21 protein-coding genes and 1 other RNA gene are annotated in these 20,375 nt (G+C 60.2%); 15 read left to right on the forward strand and 7 right to left on the reverse strand.

The window, feature by feature from the left end:
• Nucleotides 1–9: 9 nt before the first annotated feature.
• From rnpB to gatC, 5 genes are all read right to left on the reverse strand, one after another.
• An RNA gene (gene rnpB, locus ACRZ9X_RS07150) (RNase P RNA component class A) lies at nucleotides 10–422 on the reverse strand.
• A 130-nt stretch (nucleotides 423–552) separates the two neighbouring features.
• Nucleotides 553–1,266: an N-acetylmuramoyl-L-alanine amidase gene (locus tag ACRZ9X_RS07155; protein ID WP_480517240.1), complete on the reverse strand. Its 714-nt coding sequence runs from the start codon at nucleotides 1,264–1,266 to the stop codon at nucleotides 553–555.
• Complete coding sequence (locus ACRZ9X_RS07160) at nucleotides 1,217–1,915, reverse strand: hypothetical protein (RefSeq protein ID WP_480517242.1); 699 nt, start codon at nucleotides 1,913–1,915, stop codon at nucleotides 1,217–1,219. The genes ACRZ9X_RS07155 and ACRZ9X_RS07160 overlap by 50 nt, the downstream gene beginning before the upstream one ends.
• 40 nt (nucleotides 1,916–1,955) lie before the next feature.
• A complete protein-coding gene (gene gatA, locus ACRZ9X_RS07165) occupies nucleotides 1,956–3,443 on the reverse strand; it encodes an Asp-tRNA(Asn)/Glu-tRNA(Gln) amidotransferase subunit GatA (protein WP_480517244.1) in 1,488 nt (495 codons plus the stop codon).
• Between the two features lie 3 nt (nucleotides 3,444–3,446).
• Nucleotides 3,447–3,734: an Asp-tRNA(Asn)/Glu-tRNA(Gln) amidotransferase subunit GatC gene (gene gatC, locus ACRZ9X_RS07170; protein ID WP_170325838.1), complete on the reverse strand. Its 288-nt coding sequence runs from the start codon at nucleotides 3,732–3,734 to the stop codon at nucleotides 3,447–3,449.
• A gap of 241 nt (nucleotides 3,735–3,975) precedes the next feature.
• On the opposite strand from gatC, the gene ACRZ9X_RS07175 reads away from it, so the two are divergent.
• Complete coding sequence (locus ACRZ9X_RS07175) at nucleotides 3,976–4,134, forward strand: hypothetical protein (RefSeq protein ID WP_480517246.1); 159 nt, start codon at nucleotides 3,976–3,978, stop codon at nucleotides 4,132–4,134.
• A gap of 142 nt (nucleotides 4,135–4,276) precedes the next feature.
• Nucleotides 4,277–4,840 (forward strand): DUF4202 domain-containing protein, encoded by a 564-nt coding sequence (locus ACRZ9X_RS07180; protein WP_480517248.1) that lies wholly within the window; start codon nucleotides 4,277–4,279, stop codon nucleotides 4,838–4,840.
• Here the strand turns inward: ACRZ9X_RS07180 and ACRZ9X_RS07185 are convergent.
• On the reverse strand, nucleotides 4,813–5,487 hold the full coding sequence (locus ACRZ9X_RS07185; protein ID WP_480517250.1) for a ceramidase domain-containing protein: 675 nt from the start codon (nucleotides 5,485–5,487) through the stop codon (nucleotides 4,813–4,815). The two genes, ACRZ9X_RS07180 and ACRZ9X_RS07185, sit on opposite strands and share 28 nt — an antisense overlap.
• Before the next feature lie 58 nt (nucleotides 5,488–5,545).
• Between ACRZ9X_RS07185 and ACRZ9X_RS07190 the strand changes: the two genes are divergently transcribed.
• Both ACRZ9X_RS07190 and ACRZ9X_RS07195 read left to right on the forward strand, forming a co-directional pair.
• A complete protein-coding gene (locus ACRZ9X_RS07190; RefSeq protein WP_480517252.1) occupies nucleotides 5,546–6,238 on the forward strand; it encodes a metal-dependent hydrolase in 693 nt (230 codons plus the stop codon).
• Nucleotides 6,238–7,413: a M24 family metallopeptidase gene (locus tag ACRZ9X_RS07195; RefSeq protein WP_480517254.1), complete on the forward strand. Its 1,176-nt coding sequence runs from the start codon at nucleotides 6,238–6,240 to the stop codon at nucleotides 7,411–7,413. The genes ACRZ9X_RS07190 and ACRZ9X_RS07195 overlap by 1 nt, the downstream gene beginning before the upstream one ends.
• A 1-nt stretch (nucleotide 7,414) precedes the next feature.
• Here the strand turns inward: ACRZ9X_RS07195 and ACRZ9X_RS07200 are convergent, their stop codons facing one another.
• A complete protein-coding gene (locus tag ACRZ9X_RS07200; RefSeq protein ID WP_480517256.1) occupies nucleotides 7,415–7,867 on the reverse strand; it encodes a nucleoside deaminase in 453 nt (150 codons plus the stop codon).
• Here ACRZ9X_RS07200 and ACRZ9X_RS07205 point away from each other — a divergent pair.
• From ACRZ9X_RS07205 to ACRZ9X_RS07255, 11 genes are all read left to right on the forward strand, one after another.
• The gene (locus tag ACRZ9X_RS07205) at nucleotides 7,866–8,744 is read left to right on the forward strand and encodes a pseudouridine synthase (RefSeq protein WP_480517258.1); all 879 of its coding nucleotides are present in this window, start codon (nucleotides 7,866–7,868) and stop codon (nucleotides 8,742–8,744) included. The two genes, ACRZ9X_RS07200 and ACRZ9X_RS07205, sit on opposite strands and share 2 nt — an antisense overlap.
• Before the next feature lie 177 nt (nucleotides 8,745–8,921).
• On the forward strand, nucleotides 8,922–9,836 hold the full coding sequence (locus ACRZ9X_RS07210) for a 5-bromo-4-chloroindolyl phosphate hydrolysis family protein (protein WP_480517260.1): 915 nt from the start codon (nucleotides 8,922–8,924) through the stop codon (nucleotides 9,834–9,836).
• 30 nt (nucleotides 9,837–9,866) lie between these two features.
• The gene (locus tag ACRZ9X_RS07215) at nucleotides 9,867–11,057 is read left to right on the forward strand and encodes a toxic anion resistance protein (protein ID WP_480517262.1); all 1,191 of its coding nucleotides are present in this window, start codon (nucleotides 9,867–9,869) and stop codon (nucleotides 11,055–11,057) included.
• On the forward strand, nucleotides 11,032–12,024 hold the full coding sequence (locus tag ACRZ9X_RS07220) for a DUF2927 domain-containing protein (protein WP_480517264.1): 993 nt from the start codon (nucleotides 11,032–11,034) through the stop codon (nucleotides 12,022–12,024). Before ACRZ9X_RS07215 ends, ACRZ9X_RS07220 begins: the two co-directional genes overlap by 26 nt.
• Nucleotides 12,025–12,046: 22 nt before the next feature.
• Nucleotides 12,047–13,195, forward strand: a complete 1,149-nt coding sequence (locus ACRZ9X_RS07225; protein ID WP_480517266.1) for an SPFH domain-containing protein — start codon at nucleotides 12,047–12,049, stop codon at nucleotides 13,193–13,195.
• A gap of 33 nt (nucleotides 13,196–13,228) precedes the next feature.
• A complete protein-coding gene (locus ACRZ9X_RS07230) occupies nucleotides 13,229–14,317 on the forward strand; it encodes a TFIIB-type zinc finger domain-containing protein (RefSeq protein ID WP_480517268.1) in 1,089 nt (362 codons plus the stop codon).
• A gap of 54 nt (nucleotides 14,318–14,371) precedes the next feature.
• Nucleotides 14,372–15,052: a nitroreductase gene (locus tag ACRZ9X_RS07235; protein WP_480517270.1), complete on the forward strand. Its 681-nt coding sequence runs from the start codon at nucleotides 14,372–14,374 to the stop codon at nucleotides 15,050–15,052.
• Between the two features lie 33 nt (nucleotides 15,053–15,085).
• Nucleotides 15,086–15,523, forward strand: coding sequence for a D-aminoacyl-tRNA deacylase (gene dtd / locus ACRZ9X_RS07240; RefSeq protein WP_480517272.1), 438 nt, complete (start codon nucleotides 15,086–15,088; stop codon nucleotides 15,521–15,523).
• Complete coding sequence (locus tag ACRZ9X_RS07245) at nucleotides 15,523–16,626, forward strand: glycerate kinase type-2 family protein (RefSeq protein WP_480517274.1); 1,104 nt, start codon at nucleotides 15,523–15,525, stop codon at nucleotides 16,624–16,626. The genes dtd and ACRZ9X_RS07245 overlap by 1 nt, the downstream gene beginning before the upstream one ends.
• 41 nt (nucleotides 16,627–16,667) lie before the next feature.
• A complete protein-coding gene (locus tag ACRZ9X_RS07250) occupies nucleotides 16,668–18,662 on the forward strand; it encodes a CocE/NonD family hydrolase (RefSeq protein ID WP_480517276.1) in 1,995 nt (664 codons plus the stop codon).
• A 125-nt stretch (nucleotides 18,663–18,787) separates the two neighbouring features.
• On the forward strand, nucleotides 18,788–20,374 hold the full coding sequence (locus ACRZ9X_RS07255; RefSeq protein ID WP_480517278.1) for an ABC transporter substrate-binding protein: 1,587 nt from the start codon (nucleotides 18,788–18,790) through the stop codon (nucleotides 20,372–20,374).
• Nucleotide 20,375: the final 1 nt, after the last annotated feature.

The raw sequence follows: 20,375 nt of genomic DNA on the forward strand, positions 1-20,375 counted from the left end.
TCGACAGATATGCGCGGAGGGCCTGTAAGCCGGATCCTGTTCCGGGGTTGCCCCCTTCGATGACCATTCATCTGGGCCGTGCATTGCTGCGCGGCTCAAGCTGCCAACCCGGTCCCTCTTGGCCAGAACAGGCCTAGCGGCGGTATCGGCTGACGCCGACCGGCCCGCGCGGGGACCCTATTTGGCATTGCTCCCGGTGGGGCTTGCCGTGCCACCGCTGTTGCCAGCGGCGCGGTGGGCTCTTACCCCACCGTTTCACCCTTACCCAGCCGCGTCGGGCGCTGCCCGAGTTGGTTGGGCGGTCTGATTTCTGTGGCGCTTTCCGTCGGGTTGCCCCGCCCGGGCGTTACCCGGCACCGTTGTTCTGTGGAGTCCGGACTTTCCTCCGGGGCCGTAGCCCCGACGGCCATCCGGCCCTCCGCGCGTGGGCGTGGGTAGGCCCTGTGCCCGGCGACGTCAAGGGTGCAGAGGGCGGGAAGGGGCCAGCCCCTTCTTGGCCTGCGGCCAATTCAACCCCGGGATATTTTTGGCCAGATGAAGAGCGGATCGGGTCTAAGGTCTTGTATGCCGCAAAGGGGTGAAATCTGCCGGTTCGAGAGGGCCCTTTGCCCAGGGACGGAATCTGAGCCGGACCGCGGCCAACAGGGTTGCGTCGTCGGTTTCGGAAGTGAAACCGACCTTTTGCGCCAAAACGCGGAAACTGTGCATCGGTGCGTTTTGATACGCGGTTTCGGAGCCGCGATTTTGAGCCAGGTTCTGGCGTTCCAGTCTCTGCCAATCGAACCGGGGGCCGGGATCGATCTTGCGGCCCGGTGCCATGTCGGAATGGCCGATGACACCGCTTTCATGGATGCGCCACCTGTTTTGAATGTCTAAAAGCAGGGCTTCAAGGGTAGCCATCTGAGCCTCGGCGAACGGATGATCGCCGCGATTGTCGAGCTCGATTCCAATTGAACGTGAGTTGATATCACTGTGCCCGCACCACTCCCCTACCCCGGCATGCCAGGCACGGTCTGCTTCCCGCACCATCTGCCAAAGCGTGCCATCCGAACCGATCAGGTAATGTGCCGAAACTTCGTAAGACGGGTCACATAACCGCTCTAGCGCGGCCAGTGCGCTGTTCATCGCGGTATAATGGATCACGATCAGCGTCGGGATCAGCCCATCCCGGCGCGGGCCGAAATTGGGTGACGGATGCCAGACCGGTTGCAAAGCGTCAGTTGCTGACGGCACTACGGAACGGGCTCGGGTCCCAACTGCAGGCATACCCGTCTCCATCGGGGTCCAGCCCTTTGCGGTCCCGTTGCGGGCCGCCTGTCGAAAGGAACTCGATCTGGGCCTGATCCGGGGATGGGAAACGGGCGCAATTGCGGTCGGCCTTGGCCTGAAGGTTGAACCCGGCGCGGCTGTATAAAGGTGTCCCGACAGGGTTCGATGTACTCAGCGCGTATTGCACGATGTTCGGTTGACCATCCGTGCCGCGTTCGGGCACGGCGGTGGGGGCGACAACCTCATAGGTCTGGCGATTTTCCGCGATCCGGGCGGCGTCCGACTCGATGCTGCGACGGTTGGAAACTGCGGCGAAGTCCTGTTCGTCGGAAATCGAGGCGGTATTGGGCGCAGGCACGGCAGGAGCGGGTTGCCCGGACGTACTGGCCAGCGCCGCCGCTGTCTGGTTGGCGATATCTGCGGCGCTGTCTGAGGTTGCGGGCTGAAGCTCTCCGCTGGCGGTCAGGGGAAGTTCGGACACGGGTTGCGGTGGCCCGAACGGGTTGCCGGCATAGCCCTGCCCGGCAAGCTGCGCCTCGCGCTGCGCCTGATACTGCGGTGTGTTGAATCCGGTGCCTTCGACCGGGGCGACCGTTTCACAGGCTGCAACCGCGCCAAGGGCAGGAATCAGAAGCAATTTGCGCATAGGGCTGCTCCGCTTTTCGTTGTCTTGCCTGACCCGAGGCTTACCACCATTTACCGGGCTTGGCCACAAACCCGGCCGCATTTTCGAGCGCATAAGCGGTGTTGAGCAAGTCGCCCTCTTCCCAAGGACGCCCGATCAGCTGCAAACCCAGCGGCAAACCCTGTTTGTCCAGACCCGCGGGCACCGAGATACCCGGCAAGCCCGCGAGGTTCACCGTCACGGTGAACACGTCGTTGAGGTACATCTGAACCGGATCGGCCTCGGTCATTTCGCCCAGACCGAAGGAGGCCGAAGGCGTGGCCGGGGTCAGGATCGCATCGATTCCGGCGGCAAACACATCCTCAAAGTCTTTCTTGATCAGGGTGCGGACACGGCGGGCGCGGTTGTAATAAGCGTCGTAAAAGCCTGCCGACAGCACATAGGTGCCGATCATCACACGGCGCTGGACCTCATGCCCGAACCCCTCGGCGCGGGTCTTTTCGTACATCTCGGTAATGCCGTCACCCTGCGCCAGATGCGCGCGGCGGCCATAGCGGACACCGTCATAGCGGGCGAGGTTCGAGGACGCCTCGGCGGGCGCAATCACGTAGTAGGCGGGCAGCGCGTATTTGGTGTGCGGCAGCGAGATATCGACGATCTCGGCGCCTGCGTCTTTCAGCATCGCGGCCCCGTCGGACCACAGCTTTTCGATCTCGGCGGGCATGCCGTCCATGCGGTATTCCTTGGGGATACCGATTTTCTTGCCCTTGATATCACCGGTCAGCATCGCTTCGAAATTCGGCACCGCCAGTTCGGCGCTGGTCGAATCCTTGGCATCGTGGCCACACATGGTTTCCAGCATGATCGCCGCGTCGCGCACGTTCTTGGTCATCGGCCCGGCCTGATCGAGCGAGGAGGCAAACGCGATGATGCCCCAGCGCGAACAGCGGCCATAGGTCGGCTTGATGCCGGTGATGCCCACAAAAGCGGCGGGTTGGCGGATCGAGCCGCCGGTGTCGGTGCCGGTTGCAGCCAGACACAGGTCGGCGGCCACAGCCGAAGCGGACCCACCCGAAGACCCACCCGGCGTCAGTTGCGCATCGTCATTGCCGCGCCGCCACGGGCTGACGGCATTGCCGTAGGTTGAGGTTTCGTTGGACGAGCCCATAGCGAATTCGTCCATGTTCAGCTTGCCCAGCATCACTGCACCGGCATCGGCCAGTTGCTGCGAGACGGTGGATTCGTACTCCGGCTTGAACCCGTCCAGAATTTTCGAGGCCGCCTGCGAGGGCACGCCCTTGGTGCAAAATAGGTCCTTGATGCCGATTGGCAGGCCGCACATGGACGGTGCGTCGCCCGCCTTGATCCGCTCATCCGCGGCCTTGGCGCGTTCCAGCGCAAGCTCGGGTGTTTTGTGGACAAATGCGTTGAGCGCATCGGCGTCGTCAATTGCCTTGAGACAGGATTCGGTCAGCTCGACCGAGGTCACATCACCCTTACGCAGCGCATCGCGGGCCTCGGCCAGGCCCAGTTTGTTCAGATCGCTCATGTCTTACTCCACCACTTTGGGGACGGCAAAGAACCCTTCGCGCGCGTCGGGGGCGTTGGCCAGAACCTTGTCCTGCTGGTTTCCGTCGGTGACCACATCCTCGCGCCGCTTCAGGCGCATCGGCTCGACCGAGACCATCGGCTCGACGCCTTCGACATCCACTTCGTTGAGTTGCTCGATGAACCCAAGAATGGTGTTGAATTCGGATGCCAGCGCCGGCAGCGCATCATCCTCGACCTTGATCCGGGCCAGTTTGGCCACCTTGGCGGCGGTGCTTTGGTCAATCGACATCGGTAACCCTCATATACGCTTAGGGGGCGTTTACCTGTCCGGGGCAGCACTCGCAAGACCATGGTCGAACGCGGCCCTGTCGGTCACGCCGACCCACCGCAAAAAGGCGTCAAAAGTGCCATTCATTTTTGCATAGCCTATATGCAAAAAAGTAAACTGATTAGTTCATTTTTTGCCTTGAAAAACTATACCGAACAGTTCATTTCATAGCCATGGCACAGCCACTATCGGAGTTAAGACTATGAAAACGTTCATGACAGCCTTTGTATTGGCCACAACTGTATTCGCGGCACAGGCCCACGCGTTCGGGCCAACCATGAACAGCCTTGTACGAGACCTGAACATCCCCGAAACGGTCTCGGAACCAGCCACAAAGAGCATCACGCAACAGGGCAACTGACCCCTCGCCCTGTATCCGGGTCGGGGACTCCTCACCCGACCCGGAATTTCTGCAAATGGCTGCTGCGCTGACGGCGTCGAGTCGCTACCATGGTTCTGCAAGACCAAGCCGGTTTCAGATCGGCAAACCTACGGAGCAGAGAATGGACGCGCGCAAGCAAGCAGTTCTGGACGCAATTGATGCGGCCAATACACAAGACCCCACCCTTGAAGACGGCCAGCCCGCGGCCTTGCTTTATGGCCAACGGATGAGTGCCGAATTGAACCGGCTGTTTCCCGACGCCTCGGACGCGCTGCAAATCGCCGCGCGGGGTCAGCACGTAGAACGCTGGAAGCTGAAGCGCACCGAATACCCCGAAGGACGCGCCGGATACCTGGCGTGGCGCAAGGCGCAGGGCGTCTACCACGCCGAAGTTGTTCGCGGGTTGATGGAACAGGCGGAATACGGCGCAGATCAGTTGGAGGCCGCCGAGCGGATGCTGCGCAAGCAGGGGATCAAGCGCGACGACGAGGTGCAGGCGCTTGAGGATGTGATCTGCTTTGTCTTCCTCAAATGGTATTTCGCGCCCTTCGCGGCCAAGCATTCCGACGAGAAAATCCAAAGCATTGTGGAAAAGACCGCACGCAAGATGTCAGCCGGGGGGCGCGCGCGCGTACTGTCAGAATTTGATCTGCCCGATCATCTGGCGGCGGCATTTCGCGACTGAGAGCCCCGGATCAGGAACCGCCGGTAGACCTCGATCATCCATCCCAACATGATGGCATTCAGGATGTGCCACATGAAATGCGTGCCTAATGGAAGCTGGTCGCACAGGGGCATGTCCGTGGATCGAAAGGTGATGGACGCAATCAGAATGGCGGCACCGACCGCCATTCCCCGGGCCAGCGCGGGGTCCCGGTGCCGCAGCAGAAACGCGTAAATCAGGATCAGCAGCGGAACCGGCGCGTAGGCGGATGACCCGCCCAGCCCCGGCACGAACCGGAACAGCGGAACCGTGGCCACCGCATAGGGCACGAACAGCAGGGATCCGATCAGGGCATAGCTGGCCCTCATCCCCCAGACGTCGCGGTTGATGGCGAAAATGTAGACAAGAATGAACAGCAGAATCGGCGTTGTGTCCGCGATGGCCGCCCAGACCTGCGCATGTGTGTGGAACAGGAAGCTGCCAACACCGATAATGGCCAGTATGGCGACCAGAAGAGAGGCCATCGGCATCCCCTGCCCCCGCACCCGCTGCCACATGATGAACGCCGCAATCAGAAAAGCCGCGTTGGTCACCGCATTGATCGGCTCGGCCCAATAGTGGGGGGACAGCCGCTCACAATAACCGTCAATTTCTCTGGTCCAGTCCATGGATTTTTACATAGCGGATGCTAGGCTGTCTCCAAGCGAATTCTGGGAGGGAATGTTCATGAATATCATATGGCTGGGTCACGGTAGTTTTCGGATCGAAACCGCGGGGCAGGTTTTGCTGATCGATCCATGGCTGACCGGCAATCCTGTCCTGCCCGAGGACCGGCACGACGATGCGGTTGATGGAGCAACGCATATTCTGCTGACCCATACACATTTTGATCACGTAGCCGATGTCCTTCCGCTGGCCAAACACCTGAAGGTGCCGGTCGTCGGACAATATGATCTGATGGGGTATTGGGCCGAAGCCGAGGGCATTGAAACGGTCGGCTTCAACAAAGGCGGTACGGTTGACCTGAACGGCGTCAAAGTGTCGATGGTCCCCGCGTCCCACAGCTCGACCTTTTCCACGCCTGACGGGCTGCGGTCTGGCGGGACCGAGGTCGGGTATATGATCGCAGCCGAAGGACATATGCTTTATGTGTCAGGCGACACCGATATCATGGCCGACATGGACTGGATGGGTGATTACTACAAACCCGATATCGGAATTCTGTCGGCAGGCGGACATTTCACCATGGATATGACGGGCGCGGCCTATGCAGCCAAACGTTACTTTGACTTCAAAACCGTGATTCCCTGCCATTACAAAACCTTTCCGATCCTCGAACAGTCGGCACAACCTTTGATCAACGGTTTGCCCGGCGTCGACGTGATCGAACCGGAGGTGATGCAGGCGATCACACTCTGATGCCTGCATCTGACTTTTCTGCGCAGGAATACGCCCAGCGCATTGCCAAAACCCGTGCCGGGATGGACCGGTACGGAATTAGCACTCTGCTGGTCGCCGACCCGTCAAACATGGCCTGGCTGACCGGGTATGATGGATGGAGCTTTTATGTTCCGCAGATGGTGATCCTGCCCGCCAGCGGTGCGCCGCTGTGGTGGGGTCGCACGCAAGACAAGGCGGGGGCGGCACAGACAACCTGGCTTGAGGCGTCCGACCTGCATGACTGGCCCGAAGAGCATGTGCAACACTCCGAGCACCACCCCGTCGACTCGCTGGTTGGGTTGCTGCGCGCACGCGGATGGACCTCTGGTCTGGGCGTCGAAATGGACAATTACTACTACTCTGCCGCCAGCCACCGCATTCTGGAACGCGCCTTCGGGGCCAAGGCTTTGATCGATGCAACGGGCCTTGTGAACTGGCAGCGGGCAGTCAAAAGCGACACCGAGATCGCGATGATGCGCAAAGCTGGGCGTCTGACTGGCCATATGCATTCAGTATTACGCGCGGCCTTTCGCGAAGGGATGCCCAAGAACCAACTGGTGGCCGAGGTTCAGGCCGCCGGTGTGGCGGGTCTGCCCGATCTGCCCGGGGATTACCCGGCAATCGTGCCCATTGCGCCTTCGGGGACCGAGGCCTCCGCCTCGCACATCACATGGAACGACCGGCCTTTGAAGCGCGGCGAGGCGACATATTTTGAAATTTCCGGTTGTTTCAGGCGCTATCACTGCCCGGCCAGCCGCAGCCTGTTTCTGGGCGAACCGCCGCAGGACATTCGGCGCGCTGAAACCGCTGTTTTGACGGCCATCGACGATGCTCTGACCGCCGCGCGCCCGGGCACTGCTTGCGAGGACGTGGCGCAGTGTGTCTATGACAGCTTCGCCAAGGCGGGCTACGTCAAGGCCAACCGAACCGGATATCCTATCGGCCTCAGCTATCCGCCAGATTGGGGGGAACGCACCATGAGTTTGCGGCCCGGCGATCAGACAATTCTGCAAGAAAACATGACGTTTCACCTGATGCCCGGCCTTTGGACGCCGGACTGGGGATTGGCCATTACTGAAAGCTTCGTGGTGACACCGGATGGAGGGTCCGCTCTGGCCGATATCCCGCGCGAAATGGTGGTGAAAGCGGCCTGAGTCACGCACGCTGCGCAGCAAAAAAAGCGCGCAGCATGGCGGCGGCCTCATCAGCGGCGATCCCGTCGTAGATTTCAGGACGGTGATGGGACTGAGGATGCGAGAATACGCGCGCGCCATGGGCAACCCCGCCCGATTTCGGATCGGATGCACCATAATAAATCCGCCGTATGCGCGCTGCGGCCAGGGCTGCGGCGCACATCGCGCAAGGTTCCAGAGTCACGTAAAGATCGTGATCCGGCAGGCGCTCTGATCCGGCCTCGGCACATGCGGCACGCAAGGCCAGAATCTCGGCGTGCGCCGTTGGATCATTCAGTTCCCGCGTGCGATTGCCAGCCATGGCGACAATTCGCCCGCCCGGCGCCACGATTACGGCTCCAACCGGCACCTCGCCACGGTCAGCTGCGGCCTGCGCCTGTTCCAGCGCCAGTTTCATATGCGATCTGAACTCCATGCTTCTGACTGCCCCAGAAACCTGCCTTTCGCAAGCCGCGCGGATGCGCTATGGCCCGGGGATGAGCAACACTCCCCCACCCGGCGACCGGATCGCCAAAGTACTGGCCCGTGCCGGTGTCGCCTCGCGCCGCGAGGCTGAACGCATGATAGAAGCAGGTCGTGTCACCGTGAATGGCAAGGCCATCACCAGCCCCGCGCTGAACGTCACGCCCAAGGACAGGATCACCGTGGACGGCAAACCGGTATCTGAGCCCGAGCCCGCGCGGCTTTGGCTGTATCACAAACCTTCGGGTCTGGTGACAACCGCGCGCGATGAAAAAGGGCGCGAGACGATTTTCGACAAACTGCCCGAAGACATGCCCCGGGTGATGAGCGTCGGGCGGCTGGATCTGAATTCCGAAGGGTTGCTGCTGCTGACAAATGATGGTGGCATCAAGCGCAAGCTGGAACTGCCCGCGACCGGCTGGCTGCGCAAGTATCGCGTCCGGGTGAACGGTCGACCCAAGGATGAAGATTTTGAACCGCTGCGCAAAGGTTTGGTGATCGGGGGCGAACGGTTTCAGCCCATGACAGTCTCGCTGGATCGTCAACAAGGGGCCAACGCCTGGCTGACCATCGGCCTGCGCGAAGGCAAAAACCGCGAGATTCGTCGCGCCATCGAAGATATCGGATACGTGGTGAACCGTCTGCTGCGGGTGTCTTACGGTCCATTTCAGCTGGGCAATCTGAAACCCGGCGAGGTCGAGGAAATCCGCCGCCGCGTTATGCGCGATCAATTGGGGCTGGATGCCGAGGAAAAACCAACCTCATCCGCAAAGCGCCCGTCGCGCCCGCATCGAAATCGCGCGCCGATCGGCAAGAAACCTCGCAAGTGACGCAGGTTAGGCAACCTTTCCCCTAGCACCGCGCCCCCTGATACCCTAAATTTTTCGTGAATGTGGTCAAACTAGGGGGCGATATGTCCGGGACCGGAGTGCAGAAACTGACCTATGTGGTCTTGCTTTTGCTGTTGTTTGGCCTTTGCACTGGCGTGTTGGGAGGGCTGTAGGGTCATGGCCAAACGCTATGGCGGCAAATTCAGCCCGCAGGGCGACAACTCGGAGCCCGATGCACAACCGCGGGGGCAGTTTGACGGTGCACGTGTCGAACCTGCAGGCGCGCGCGCGAACATTCTGTTTCTGCCCGCAATTCCTCTGGTGTTTTTATCCCTCAACGATGGCGCAGTTGGCATGACCATCGGGCTGGTGGCTGCCGGTTTGCTGACTGCCGCAGCCTTTTTGTTGCGCGAAGGATTGCGCGCCGAGGCGGCGTATCATGCGCGCCGGACAGCCCGCCGCCCGGCGTTTCCGCGCAAGATATTCGCCAGTGTGCTGACCGGGCTTGGCGCTGCTTTGGCCTCTTACCGAACCGAGTATCTGGATGCAGACGCTGTCGCACAGGCCAGTCTGTTGGCCCCGCTGCTGTTCGGCGCTGCCGCGACCGTATTGCACTCTGTTTCCTTCGGGCTCGATCCGTTGAAAGACAAAGGCATGGAGGGCATCGATACCTTCCAGCAGGATCGCGTCGCGCGGGTTGTGGAAGACGCAGAATCCCGCCTGACCGAAATGAGCGATGCAATCAAACGCGCGGGTGATCGCAAGATCGAAGCGCGTGTGGAGCGGTTTCAGAATACCGCCCGTGATCTGTTTCGCACGGTCGAGGAAGACCCCCGGGACCTGGCCGGTGCCCGCAAGTACCTGACGGTTTACCTGCAGGGCGCCCGCGATGCGACGGTCAAGTTTGCGGATGTTTATGCGCGCACCCGCGACAGTCAGGCGATGGCCGATTACACGGCCCTGCTGGACGATCTCGAACAGAATTTCGCAGCCCGCACCCGCAAGCTGCTTTTGGATGACCGCAGTGATCTGACGGTTGAAATTGACGTGCTGCGCGAAAGATTGCAGCGCGAAGGCGTCCGGTTGGATTGACCGGCCAATATTTGAGTGAGGATTGCCCCCATGTCCGAAGATATCAAAAACAAAGCGGTCGAGGCCGAAGCTCTGGTTCAGGAAGTAACAGCAGTCACCCTGCCCGAGCCAAGTACAGCCGTGGTTGCGTTGGAGGAAGCCGATGAACCCGTGGGTGCGGAAATCCGCAAACGCATGGATGAGATCGACATGGGCAACACCAACTCGATCGTGTCCTTCGGCTCTTCCGCGCAAGCTGAACTGCAGGAGATCAGCCAGGCCATGCTGGCTGATGTGCGCAACAAGGACGTGGGACCGGCTGGCGACAGTCTGCGCAATATCGTCACGACGATTCGCGGGTTTTCCATCAGCGAACTGGATGTAAGGCGCGAACGCAGCTGGTGGGAAAAGCTGATGGGCAAAGCCGCACCCTTTGCCAAATTTACCGCGCAATTCGAAGAAGTTCAGGGCCAGATAGACCGTATCACCGATGATCTTCTAAGCCACGAACATACGCTGTTGAAAGACATCAAGTCATTGGATGTGCTGTATGAAAAGACGCTGGGGTTTTATGACGAACTGGCGCTTTATATCGCGGCGGGCGAAGAAAAGCTGACCGAGCTGGACAGCCACGACATCCCCGAAAAAGAGGCCGAGGTTCAGGCTGCCCCCGAAGAAAACCAGGTGATGAAGGCGCAGGAATTGCGCGACCTGCGTGCCGCACGAGATGATCTGGAGCGCCGGGTGCACGACCTGAAGCTGACACGGCAGGTGACCATGCAATCGCTGCCGTCGATCCGGCTGGTGCAGGAAAATGACAAGTCTCTGGTAACCAAGATCAACTCGACGCTGGTGAACACCGTGCCTCTGTGGGAAACGCAGCTGGCACAGGCGGTCACCATCCAACGCAGCGCCGAAGCGGCCTCGGCCGTGCGTGACGCCAATGATCTGACCAACGAATTGCTAACTGCAAACGCCGCCAATCTGCGCGAGTCGAACAAGATGATCCGCGAAGAAATGGAACGCGGCGTGTTCGATATCGAGGCCGTCAAACAGGCCAATGCGGACCTGATCGGCACGATCAACGAAAGCCTTGCGATTGCCGATGAAGGCAAAGCCAAACGTGCAGCGGCCGAACAGGAATTGCAGAAAATGGAAGCTGAACTGCGCGACACGCTTGCCTCTGCCAAGGCACGGCAGGACGGGATTGGGGACAATGCCGGAACGGCAGTACCGGGCTGAGGACGGATTGGTGATCCCTGCGGGGAAGTTCAGATCAGCTCTTGCTGTGGTCGGCCTGCTGGGCCTGGCCGCCTGCGAGACTGCGCCGGTCACCTCGATCATACCCGAGGCCCGGCCGACGCCCTCGCAAACTGCAGCCAATGCCTATGTTCCGGCCTCGGCCGCCAGTCAGGATCTGGCCCGGTTCTATGATCGCATTCAAACTGACCTGCTGACCCGTGGATTGCTGCGGATTGATGGCGGCGGGCCGGACACGCCCTACGAGGCCGACGATCTGGCCCGCAATTTCGAAACCATCGCGTTTTACAGCGAGTATCCCGATGACGCGATTGCTATCGGTTCCCGTCAGACCGATGGACAGCTGAGCCGCTGGACGGGACCAGTGCGCATCCAGCCGGAATTTGGCCCCTCGGTCCCGCCGAACGTGCGCGACGAAGACAAGGCCCGCGTCACCGCCTATGCCAAAAGACTGGCAAAACTGACAGACCATCCGATCTCGACCGTCAGCCGGAACGGGAACTTTCACGTGTTCTTTGCCGGAAAGGATGACGCAAGTTATCTGGTCTCGCGCGTCAAGCAACTTGTTCCGAATATCGGGCAATCCGCGCTGGAACTGATTGCCAACCCGCGCGCCTCGTTCGACTGTTTTGTCTTCGCCTCTGCCACAAGCACCGCCCCAAATGTCTATGTACGCGCGGTTGCGCTGATCCGTGCAGAACTGCCGGATCTGGTGCGCCTCAGCTGTATACACGAAGAAATCGCACAAGGCCTGGGCCTGCCGAATGACAGCCCCGCCGCGCGCCCGTCGATTTTCAACGACGATGACGAATTTGCGCTTTTGACTAGCCACGACGAAAAACTTCTGAGCATGCTGTACGATCCGCGTCTCGAACCCGGCACAACTGTCGAGCAGGCCCGTCCCGTGGTGCGCATCATCACCCGAGAAATGATGGGTCAGCCGCTCTGACCCCGTGAACAGGAGAACCCCAATGGGAATATTCGATTTTCTGACCGGAGAATTCATCGACGTCATTCATTGGGTCGATGATACCCGCGACACCATGGTCTGGCGTTTCGAGCGTGAGGGTCACGAGATCAAATACGGCGCCAAGCTGACAGTGCGCGAAGGCCAGTCGGCGGTGTTTGTGCATGAGGGGCAACTGGCGGACGTGTTCACGCCGGGTCTTTATATGCTTGAGACCAACAACATGCCGATCCTGACGACGTTGCAGCATTGGGATCACGGGTTCCAGTCGCCCTTCAAATCCGAGATCTACTTCGTCAACACGACCCGGTTCAATGATCTGAAATGGGGCACCAAGAACCCGATCATGCTGCGTGACCCCGAGTTCGGCCCGACACGTATTCGGGCATTCGGCACCTATACGGTGCGGGTGAAAGATGCGGCGAAATTCCTGGTCGAGATCGTCGGCACCGATGGTGAGTTCACCATGGACGAGATCAGCTTTCAGATCCGCAACATCATTGTGCAGGAGTTCAGCCGCGTCATTGCCGGATCGGGTATCCCGGTTCTGGACATGGCCGCGAACACTGCCGATCTGGGCAAGCTGATCGCCGCAGAAGTTTCGCCCGTTCTGGATGGGTACGGGTTAGAGATGCCCGAATTTTATATCGAGAACATCTCGTTGCCGCCTGCAGTCGAAGCGGCGCTGGACAAGCGCACGTCGATGGGGCTGGCCGGAGATCTGGGTAAGTTCACCCAATACTCCGCAGCCGAGGCGATGACGGCGGCGGCCAATAACCCCGGTCAGGGCGGTGGTATGGGGGCCGGTCTTGGCATGGGCATGGGGATGGCAATGGCGCAGCAGATGTCGAACATGGCAGCGGGTCAGCCGAGCGGCCCCTGGGGCGGTCCCGCCCCCGCTGCCCCGCAACCCGCGGCACATACGGCACCGCCTCCTCCTCCGCCCGTTGAGCATGTTTGGCATATCGCGGTGGATGGGCAGACCAGCGGGCCGTTCTCGAAGGCCAAGATGGGGCGTATGGCGACCGAAGGGCAACTGACCCGCGACACCCATGTCTGGACCGCCGGTCAGGACGGCTGGAAAAAGGCCGGAGAGGTGCAGGAGCTGGCACAATTGTTCACGATCTTGCCGCCTCCGCCTCCGGGGGTGTGATTGTTTCAAAGTCTCAATCAGCTAGGCTGTTTCATGACATCAAGCGAACACCGTTTCCCCTGCGAGCAATGTGGCGCAGATTACCGGTTTGATCCCGGCAACGGCACGCTCACCTGTGATCATTGCGGGCATTCAGAACAGATTGGCTCTGGCCCATGGGGCGGGGCCAGTCTGCGCGAGCTGGATTTCGACGCGGCTCAGTCGGATACCTTGCCCGAGACCGAAATTGAAGAAACGCGCGTTCTGACCTGCCCGAACTGTGCCGCGCAGGTTGAGTTTGACCCCAACACTCATGCCGCCGAATGCCCGTTCTGCGCCACACCGGTTGTGACCGATACCGGGATTAGCCGTCATATCAAGCCACGCGGCGTGTTGCCTTTTGGCGTCGATGAGCGCGCGGCACATAAAGCCATGGAAGACTGGTTGGGCCGGTTGTGGTTTGCTCCGAACGGGCTGAAGGAATACGCCCGCAAGGGGCGAAAGATGCAGGGGATTTACGTTCCGTACTGGACCTTCGATGCGGATACGAAATCCGCCTACCGAGGGGAACGTGGCGTTGTCTACTATGAAACCCGCACGGTCACGCGCGACGGCAAGCGCGTGCAGCAACAGGTGGCCAAGGTGCGGTGGTCCCCGAAATCGGGCCGGGTCGCGCGGTTTTTTGATGATGTTCTGGTTCTGGCCTCGCGGTCCTTGCCCAAAAGCTACACCGATGCGCTGGAGCCCTGGGACCTGGCGGCCCTTGAACCCTATCAGCCGGAATATCTGGCCGGGTTCAGGGCCGAAGCCTACACTGTCGATCTGCAGGACGGGTATCAGGAAGCAAGGGCACATATAGCGCGGGTGATTGAACGGGATGTAAGGTTCGATATTGGCGGCGACCGGCAGCGGATCCACGCGGTTGAAACCGATATGCGCGATATCACGTTCAAACACATCCTGCTGCCGGTCTGGATGGCCGCCTACAAGTATCGCGGGCAAAGCTATCGCTTCGTCATCAATGGACGGACGGGCCGGGTTCAGGGCGAACGGCCCTGGTCGGCGATCAAGATCACCTTGGCCGTGTGCGTCGGTCTGTTGGTGGCCGCCGGTGTCGGGTATCTGGCCGCAACCGGCCAGTGACGGATAATCACGTCTTGCCTAATCGGGTTTCGGCGTTCATTTTCCCCGAAACTGATGGGGCGCGACGTGACACTCTCTGTTCTAGATGACCTGCTGAAACAGCGGCATTCGTGTCGCGCGTTCCGACCTGATCCGGTGCCTCGGGACATCATAGAACAGATCGTGCGCAGCGCCCGGCATGTTCCCAGCTGGTGTAATGCACAACCCTGGCAGGTCGTCATCACCGACCAAGCCGAAACGGACCGGTTTCGGCAGGCCCTGATGGATGAAGCAAGCCATGGCGCACCCGCGCCGGATCTGCCCTTTCCGACCGGATATTCCGGTGTCTACGCCGACAGACGCAGGGCATGCGGATGGTCTCTTTATGACGCGGTCGGGGTTGCAAAAGGTGACCGGGCAGCCTCGGCGCAGCAGATGATGGAGAATTTCTCGCTGTTCGGTGCGCCACATTGCGCGATCATTTCCAGCCCGTCCGAGCTTGGCCCCTATGGCGCGATGGATTGCGGAGGCTTTGTGACCGCATTTTCGCTGGCTGCACAAGCGCTGGGGGTTGCAACCATCCCACAGGCAGCGGTGGCCAGTTACGGACCATTCCTTCACCGGTATTTCGGCATTGGGGATGATCGGCTGATCCTGTGTGCGATCTCGTTTGGGTATTCGGACACGGACCACCCCGCCAACGGGTTTCGCACCGACCGCGCCGGTTTGGACGAAATCATCGACTGGCGCGATTAATCTGTTGAAACAATAAAGGGCGAACCCGACAAGATGCGTGCGCTGTTGCAAAGAGTTTCCGGTGCCTCGGTTTCAACCGGCGGGGCGGTGATTGGCAAAACCGGGCCGGGTCTGATGATCCTTGTCTGTGCGATGCAGGGCGATGACGACGCACAAGCGGGTCAATTGGCCGAGAAAATCTCGAAACTCAGGATCTTTAAGGATGAGGCTGGTAAGATGAACCGGTCGATCATGGATATCGGTGGTTCGGCACTGGTGGTCAGTCAGTTCACTCTGGCGGCTGACACGTCGCGCGGCAACCGGCCCGGATTTTCCGGCGCAGCCCCCGCGGCCGAGGGCGAACGGCTTTACAATCGGTTTGTCATCGACCTGAAGGCGCTGGGGATACCGGTCGAAACCGGTGCTTTCGGGGCCGACATGGCGGTCGAGCTTATTAATGACGGGCCGGTCACAATCTGGATGGAAAGCTGATGCAAGACAAAACACACGCCCTGGAAATCTGGCGCGCCGGAGTGGCGGCTGTCGATGGCTATACCGCAACCCAAAACGCACTTGGCACGGTGGAGAAACCCGACTGCGTTCTGGCCGTAGGCAAAGCCGCAGCTGCAATGGCGCAGGCCGCGCTGGACCAGTTTGGCCCGGTTCCGGCCCTGATCGTCACCAAGGATGGCCACGCTGATGATCTGCCCTCGGGCACGCGGGTCATCGAGGCATCGCATCCGGTTCCAGACGCACGCAGTCTGACCGCCGGCAAAGCCCTGCGCGAAGCGGTCGAAGCGTTAGGTGCCGAAGCCCATCTGTTGCTGCTGGTTTCTGGCGGGGCGTCTTCTCTGGCCGAGGATCTGGTCGCGGGCGCGGAACTGAGCGACCTCGCCGCCCTGAACAAAAGCTTGTTGTCCGAAGGTTTGGACATCACCGCGATGAACGCCCAGCGGCGCCGGCTGTCGCGGATCAAGGGCGGCGGGCTTTTGTCATTTTTCAACGGCCGGCAGGTCACGGTACTGGCGATCTCGGACGTGCCCGGAGATGATATTGCCGTCATCGGCTCGGGGATCGGCGCATTGCCTGAAAATCACGACTATCAGGCGACAACCCGGATCGTCGCCTCCAACGCCATCGCGCGGTCGGCAGCGGCGAAATCGGCCGCGGATCGTGGCCTCACGCTGTTGGCGAAAGAGGAATCGCTGCACGACGACTTCCTGGCCATCGCTGCCAAGCTGGGTCCGCGCCTGCGGGACATGGCACCGGGCACCATGATCTTTGGCGGCGAACCCACCGTGGTTCTTCCGGAAAACCCGGGACGTGGGGGCCGCAATCAGGCGCTGGGCCTCGCGCTGGCCCGCGAGATCGCCGGGTGCGACGGGATCACTCTGATCGTGGGCGGAACAGACGGGACGGACGGACCGACCGAGGCTGCGGGGGCCATTGTGGATGGCAGCACATGGGACGACGGGGCAGAACAGGCTTTGGCCCGCGCCGATAGCGGAAGCTTTCTGGAACAGGCTGACGCGCTACTGGTCACAGGCCCGACCGGAACAAACGTAATGGACCTGATTGTCGCGATCCGAAGATAGCGCGGCGGTTGTGTTCCTCAGAGTGAAAGGCCGTTCAGACCATGACGCTTAACGCCAATTCCCTGCGGGACATCGAAGACCTGCCGGATATGGGTATCCACATGCCCGATGGGTGCCGCCTTTCGGCCCGCGTCTGGAAACCAAGGGATGCCGAAGCAAACCCTGTCCCGGCCATTCTGGAATACCTGCCCTATCGCAAGCGCGATGGCACCACCACGCGGGATGCGCTGACCCACCCCTGGTTTGCCCGGCGCGGCTATGCCTGCATCCGCGTCGACATGCGCGGCAATGGCGACAGCGAAGGGACGATGGAGGACGAATACACCCAGCAAGAGCTGGACGATGCCGTGGAAGTGATCCGGTGGCTGGCGGATCAGCCGTGGTGCACGGGTGCGGTCGGCATGATGGGGATCAGCTGGGGCGGCTTCAACGCACTGCAGGTCGCCGCAATGCGCCCCGTGGCGTTGAAGGCGATCATCACGCTCTGCTCTACTGCAGACCGATATGCGGATGATATCCATTACAAAGGTGGCTGCCTGCTCAATGAGAACCTCGGCTGGGGCGCGACGATGTGGTCCTATTCTTCCCGCGCGCCGGACCCGGAATTGAGACCGGACTGGCGCGAAATCTGGCTGGATCGGTTGGAGAATGAGCCGTTCTTGCCCTCGGTCTGGCTGCGTCATCAGGCACGGGACGCGTATTGGCAACATGGCTCGGTCTGCGAAGATTTCAGCGCGATCCAAGCCGCAACTCTGGCCGTGGGCGGATGGGGTGATGCTTACAAGAACACGGTGCCCTGGCTGGTTGAAAGCCTGAGCGCTCCGGTCAAGGGGATCGTTGGACCCTGGGTGCATAAGTACCCCCATTTCGCCGTACCCGAGCCCCGCATAGGGTTCCTGCAGGAAGCCTTGCGTTGGTGGGACCGCTGGCTGAAAGGGAGAGAGACCGGTGTCGAAAATGACCCCGACTACCGCGCGTATTTGATGGACGGTGTCAGGCCTGCCCGCTGGTACGCCGAGCGATCGGGGCACTGGATCGCCGAGGACTCGGGGGCCTCCTCGCATATCCCGTGTCAAACCTTTGCGTTGACAGACGCTGGACTTGGCAGTGACGGCCCGCTGGACACCCGTATTCGCTCGCCACACAATTGTGGTATGGAAAGCGGCGAGTATTGCGCAATCTGGCTGGGCCCGGACATGCCCGGAGATCAGCGCGGCGACGACGCGTTGTCCGCCTGTTTCGACGGTGCGCCGCTTGAAGGTGATCTGGACATTGTGGGCGCCCCACGCATCCAGCTGAAGATCAGCGCCGACACCCCTCAGGCTCAAGTGGCCGTGCGCCTGAATCATCTGCATCCCGATGGCGCATCTACCCGGATAACCTATGGCGTGCTGAACCTGACGCATCGTGACAGCCACGCCCAACCCACCCCGTTAAGACCGGGTCAGGTATATGATGTAGCGCTTGATCTGGACCACATCGCCTATCGTGTGCCCAAGGGTCACCGCCTGAGGGTTGCCATCTCAAGCGCCTATTGGCCGCTGATCTGGCCGTCACCCGAAAGCACCGAACTGCATCTGACCGGCGGGCAGATCACCCTTCCCACCCGCGATGCGGCGACATCGGATGAGTGCCACTTTGCGCCTCCGGATTCGGCCGAGCCCCGGTCGGTGACGCAGTTACACGATGCCAAAAACGTGCGGCGCGTTGAGGTGGATATGAACACCGGAACCGTACACCTGACTATCGAAGACGACTTTGGCAAAGTGCAGGACGAAGATCACGGTTTGATCAATGGCAGCACGGCTTCCGAGATATGGTCCATTCATCCCGACGATCCGCTGACCGCCCGTGGGTCTTGTCAATGGACGCAAGAGTTGGAGCGCGATGCGCATAAATTGCGCACCCAAACCAGTTGCGAGATGTGGTCAGACAAAACCCACTTTTACCTCAGAGCATCAGTAAGCGCCTTTGAGAACGAAGAATTGGTGTTCTCAAAAAATCTGGAGGACAAGGTACCACGCAACCAGATGTGAATTCCGACCCCGGGTGACAGGACATTAGACCTTGCCCGGTGGACCGAAATGCGCCAACGTTGACTCATGCGTCAATAAAAAGCCCGACAACGGGCAGAACATCCATACAACTGGGAGATCTCTGGATGAACGATCAACTCACTCACATGTCTAGACTGGTTGCGACGGGGAAAATGTCGCGCCGTGAATTCATGGGCAGGGCGGCGGCCCTGGGTGTGTCCGTCGCCATGGCAGGTAGCGTCTTTGCAACGGCCGCACGTGCAGCAGGACCCGTCAAAGGCGGTACCATCCGCGTTGGAATTCAAGGCGGCGGGTCTTCCGACAGCCTGGACCCTGCCGTTGCTGCAAACTCGACCGCGACACAGGTTCTGCGCCTTTGGGGCGAGCCTCTGCTGGAACTGGCACCAGGAGGTGGACTGTCGAACCGCTTGGCTGAAGAGTTCGAAGCATCCGACGACGCACGTGTCTGGACCTTCACCATACGCTCGGGCGTCAGCTTCTCGAATGGTAAGGAATTGACGGCTGACGACGTATTGGCCACGATGGAACGACACTCCGGCGAAGACACCAAATCCGGGGCCTTGGGCATTATGCGCGGCATCCAGAATATGCGCGCCGAAGGTAATCAATTCATCATCGAATTGAGCGAGCCGAATGCCGACCTGCCATTCTTGCTGACCGATTATCACTTGATGATCCAACCCAACGGCGGCAAGGATGATCCGACCGCTGCGATCGGCACTGGACCCTACATTCTGAAAGATGTCGAGCCGGGCGTGCGTTTTGTCGGCGAAAAGAATCCTAACTATTGGGACGATTCCATCGGTCATGCCGACACTATCGAGTTAATCGTCATCAACGACGACACCGCGCGGGTGGCGGCGCTGCAATCCGGACAGGTGCACATGATCAACCGTGTCCCGCCGCGGACAGCGAAGCTGGTTGAACGTGCACCCAATATCAACGTGCAGACCACCGCTGGCCCCGGCCACTATGTATTTATCATGCACTGCAATACTGCGCCGTTCGACAACAAAGACCTGCGGCTGGCGCTGAAATACGCCATGAACCGTCAGGAAATGGTCGACAAGATTCTGTTCGGCTATGGCTCGATCGGCAACGATATTCCGGTTAACGCATCTTATCCTTTGTTCACCGCGTTGGAGCAGCGCCAATATGATCCGGACAAGGCCAAGTTCCATCTGAAGGAATCCGGTTTTGACGGCTCGATCCTTTTACGAACCTCGGACAACTCGTTCCCAGGTGCGCCGGATGCAGCGGCACTGTTCCAACAATCCTGCGCGACCGCAGGCATCAACATCGAGATCAAGCGCGAGCCCAATGACGGGTATTGGTCAGAAGTGTGGAACGCCCAGCCTTTCTGCACCAGCTATTGGAGCGGACGCCCCACACAAGACTCGATGTATTCGACTGCGTATCTGTCTTCGGCAGACTGGAACGACACCCGTTTCTTCAACGAACAGTTCGATCAGTTGCTGTTTGCTGCGCGTGGAGAGCTTGACAACAACAAGCGCAAGCAGATGTACGCGGATATGGGCACCATCGTCCAAAACGAGGGCGGGCTGATCTGCCCGATGTTCAATGACTTTATCGACGCATTTTCAGTCGAATTGGACGGTTGGGTCGAGAACCACCCCGGCTTTGACCTGAATAACTTCTACGCTCCGATGACCATGTGGGTTGCTGCCTGAT

It is taken from the genome of Ruegeria sp. AL1, from assembly GCF_056540905.1.

What these genes read in the sequence shown, in the direction of transcription:
- ACRZ9X_RS07155 (WP_480517240.1), bottom strand. Translation starts at nt 1,266, where the DNA reads ATGCCTGCAGTTGGGACCCGAGCCCGTTCCGTAGTGCCGTCAGCAACT.
- ACRZ9X_RS07160 (WP_480517242.1), bottom strand. Translation starts at nt 1,915, where the DNA reads ATGCGCAAATTGCTTCTGATTCCTGCCCTTGGCGCGGTTGCAGCCTGT.
- gatA (WP_480517244.1), bottom strand. Translation starts at nt 3,443, where the DNA reads ATGAGCGATCTGAACAAACTGGGCCTGGCCGAGGCCCGCGATGCGCTG.
- gatC (WP_170325838.1), bottom strand. Translation starts at nt 3,734, where the DNA reads ATGTCGATTGACCAAAGCACCGCCGCCAAGGTGGCCAAACTGGCCCGG.
- ACRZ9X_RS07175 (WP_480517246.1), top strand. Translation starts at nt 3,976, where the DNA reads ATGAAAACGTTCATGACAGCCTTTGTATTGGCCACAACTGTATTCGCG.
- ACRZ9X_RS07180 (WP_480517248.1), top strand. Translation starts at nt 4,277, where the DNA reads ATGGACGCGCGCAAGCAAGCAGTTCTGGACGCAATTGATGCGGCCAAT.
- ACRZ9X_RS07185 (WP_480517250.1), bottom strand. Translation starts at nt 5,487, where the DNA reads ATGGACTGGACCAGAGAAATTGACGGTTATTGTGAGCGGCTGTCCCCC.
- ACRZ9X_RS07190 (WP_480517252.1), top strand. Translation starts at nt 5,546, where the DNA reads ATGAATATCATATGGCTGGGTCACGGTAGTTTTCGGATCGAAACCGCG.
- ACRZ9X_RS07195 (WP_480517254.1), top strand. Translation starts at nt 6,238, where the DNA reads ATGCCTGCATCTGACTTTTCTGCGCAGGAATACGCCCAGCGCATTGCC.
- ACRZ9X_RS07205 (WP_480517258.1), top strand. Translation starts at nt 7,866, where the DNA reads ATGCTTCTGACTGCCCCAGAAACCTGCCTTTCGCAAGCCGCGCGGATG.
- ACRZ9X_RS07200 (WP_480517256.1), bottom strand. Translation starts at nt 7,867, where the DNA reads ATGGAGTTCAGATCGCATATGAAACTGGCGCTGGAACAGGCGCAGGCC.
- ACRZ9X_RS07210 (WP_480517260.1), top strand. Translation starts at nt 8,922, where the DNA reads ATGGCCAAACGCTATGGCGGCAAATTCAGCCCGCAGGGCGACAACTCG.
- ACRZ9X_RS07215 (WP_480517262.1), top strand. Translation starts at nt 9,867, where the DNA reads ATGTCCGAAGATATCAAAAACAAAGCGGTCGAGGCCGAAGCTCTGGTT.
- ACRZ9X_RS07220 (WP_480517264.1), top strand. Translation starts at nt 11,032, where the DNA reads ATGCCGGAACGGCAGTACCGGGCTGAGGACGGATTGGTGATCCCTGCG.
- ACRZ9X_RS07225 (WP_480517266.1), top strand. Translation starts at nt 12,047, where the DNA reads ATGGGAATATTCGATTTTCTGACCGGAGAATTCATCGACGTCATTCAT.
- ACRZ9X_RS07230 (WP_480517268.1), top strand. Translation starts at nt 13,229, where the DNA reads ATGACATCAAGCGAACACCGTTTCCCCTGCGAGCAATGTGGCGCAGAT.
- ACRZ9X_RS07235 (WP_480517270.1), top strand. Translation starts at nt 14,372, where the DNA reads ATGGGGCGCGACGTGACACTCTCTGTTCTAGATGACCTGCTGAAACAG.
- dtd (WP_480517272.1), top strand. Translation starts at nt 15,086, where the DNA reads ATGCGTGCGCTGTTGCAAAGAGTTTCCGGTGCCTCGGTTTCAACCGGC.
- ACRZ9X_RS07245 (WP_480517274.1), top strand. Translation starts at nt 15,523, where the DNA reads ATGCAAGACAAAACACACGCCCTGGAAATCTGGCGCGCCGGAGTGGCG.
- ACRZ9X_RS07250 (WP_480517276.1), top strand. Translation starts at nt 16,668, where the DNA reads ATGACGCTTAACGCCAATTCCCTGCGGGACATCGAAGACCTGCCGGAT.
- ACRZ9X_RS07255 (WP_480517278.1), top strand. Translation starts at nt 18,788, where the DNA reads ATGAACGATCAACTCACTCACATGTCTAGACTGGTTGCGACGGGGAAA.